Here is a 2,559-nt window from a genome sequence, read left to right as displayed (position 1 = left end):
GCGTCTCGGTAGGGTAGGCGCGGGATACCTCGACGAGGATATCCCTACGCCTCCCCCCAAACCGTGCGGGCACTTTTCAATGCACACGGCTTTCCATACGCGCATGCTCTCGACCGGAGACGGTTAAACGGCATGACGGACACAGGACGATGGTCTTGCGCCGCCAACCGGATCGTTTCCAGACCGTCAGCGATCCGCTTCGCAGGTCTCCTACGCGGCGGAGGTGATGCATCTCAAATGGTCCCGTCGTATCGCCGCACGCTTCGCATCTGCGAGCGCTAAGGCGGTCGATCAGATCATTTGGGCTTTTGACCCACCACGCCCCTGCCGTGACGCTGTCGACCACAGGACTCGTCCAGTAGGTTTGGGTCAGATGCTTCAGCCTCCACAGCTTGATGCTGCGAAGCTTACCACGGACCACGGAGCTAACCTCGTAGTCCGTACCATTCCACAGACGCGCCATGGTTCTCGCTCTCGTCGTCCGATGTCGCATCGCCAGCGTCTTCACAAGGCTGCGGAACACAACAAGCTCCAACAGTCCCAAGGCGCTCTTGAAGTCATCAGCAAACGAATGGTAGTTCGCAAAACCACGGAACTCTGAGTTGTAGGCGAGGACGGTTGCGACATCGCTGGTTGCCAAGAACTGCTCGCGAGGACGGCCAGTTTTCCTGGCGAGATCGCCATAGCCGTGTCGCTTGCAGAACGCGGTAACCCCCTTCCGCGGCACTCGCAAACTGACATTGCCGGTGGTCGGCCGGCGTACCACGCGCCATGTCCGTCCATCCGGTCCCGTGCGGTTGGATTTGCGTCCAGCCCCATAGGATGTGTATGTCGCGATGCGATAGCTCAGGAAGGTCACTCCCTTTGAAGCGGCGTAGACCCCAGTTTTCTCGGGCGACACGGTGAGCTTCAATGTCTGCGTCAGGAATTGTTCGACGCAAGCCATGATCTCACACGCTTCCCGCTTGCTCCCGATTACGCCGATGAGGAAGTCATCGGCGTAGCGGCAGTAGCGGAGCCTTTTGAAGTTGGGGTCCATCGGATCGACGGAGGGCACTTTCCGTCTCTCCTTGTTAATGGCTTTGATCTCCGCGAGTGCAGCGTCGATCTCGGCCCGATCCGCGCCGTCGGCGCGGAGCCGTTCAATTTTCCGGCGGAGACTGAGGACGCGCCGTTCCAGCGCCGCATAGCGCGGGAATGGACGTCGGTCGCGGCCTTTGTCGAAGCCCGTCTTCATCGTCTGCATGTGCTGGTCCAGCTCGTGCAGATAGATGTTGGCGAGCAGGGGCGAGACAACGCCGCCCTGTGGCGTGCCACTGTAAGTGCGTCCGTAGACCCAATCTTCCATGTAGCCTGCTTTGAGCATTCCTTCGATCAGAGCGATAAACCTATCGTCATCGATCCGCTTCTTTAGAAGCCCAAGCAGAATGTCATGGTCGATGTTGTCGAAGAACCCACGCACATCCACTTCGACCAGCCACTTGCAGCCCGTCCAGGTCTTCTTGATGGACTTGAGTGCGGTATGACAGGATCGTCTCGGGCGGAACCCATGCGACTCATCGAGGAACACAGGTTCGTAGATCGCTTCGAGCAGAATCCTGACCGCCTCCTGAACGAGCCGGTCTTCCACCGTGGGGATACCCAGCGGTCGTGTTTTGCCGTTGTCCTTTGGGATATAGACCCGCCGGACTGGCCGGAAGCGATAAGTGCCGTCTGCTACGCGCCTGGCGATGTCAGCGAGCTTCGCCAGCGACATGCCGTCGAAAGTCTTGCCATCTACACCGGGCGTCAGGGCTCCCTTGTTGCGGGAGACCTTTTCGTAGGCCCACTCGAAGAGATGCGGAGATCTCATCAGGCGGTGAAGGCCATTTACGCGCTTGCCCGACCGCGACAAAGTCGGCAGTGATTCAATTCTTCTCTGGATGGTAGCGGCCTGCATCAGCAGAACCTCTCCGTCGAAGAATCTCTTCTACGCATACTGCAAATGCCGTTGTTGGCGGCATCGTCCTTCCCCCGATCGGAGGCGCTTTCGGTCCGGTCACCCGGCCTTATACGCATGATCGTCCACCTCGCGGTGGCTGTCCCGGCCATTACTCCGGGCATTTGGGTACTATGACGGCTCCGTCGCCATACAGGTCCTCGAAAGAACCTGCTGCAGGCGATCCCGTAGTTGCGTGTGTAGGAAGTTGCAGTGTGTTTAGGTGTCCCATTCGTCTCCTTGACCCACGGATGGTGGTCGTCCCACGCGGACCGGTGGCAAATCGCACTGGCCGGTGCGATCTGCCCCGCGTGGCATAGCGTGTCAGCCGCGTTCGCTACGGCCAGCCCTTTGGCAACTGGAAACTGGGATTCAGGCAATACAGCTTTCACCATGCACACCTTACTCTGTGCTCTCCACCGGGCTGCGGCGCCCGATTTCGAGACGTTTCCCGGCATGCTCTGGTCCCGTTCTCCTTTCGGAGTTTCAGTCGTTTCCGACACCGGTAAGCCGGGCAAGTAAGAGCCATAACCAGCAGGCTCCATTCTTTCGAACACTCCCTTCTTCTCCACGCCTCAACG

Annotated in this window: 1 protein-coding gene; it reads right to left on the bottom strand. The window is 59.1% G+C overall.

Annotated features, from left to right (window positions below; all coding sequences use genetic code 11):
• Positions 1 to 76: 76 nt before the first annotated feature.
• Positions 77 to 1,939, bottom strand: coding sequence for a reverse transcriptase domain-containing protein (locus M2427_RS41955; RefSeq protein WP_280712555.1), 1,863 nt, complete (start codon positions 1,937 to 1,939; stop codon positions 77 to 79).
• Positions 1,940 to 2,559: the final 620 nt, after the last annotated feature.

It is taken from the genome of Bradyrhizobium sp. BR13661, from assembly GCF_029892425.1.
Classification (GTDB): Bacteria; Pseudomonadota; Alphaproteobacteria; order Rhizobiales; family Xanthobacteraceae; genus Bradyrhizobium.
This window is presented reverse-complemented; position numbering and strand designations above follow the sequence as displayed.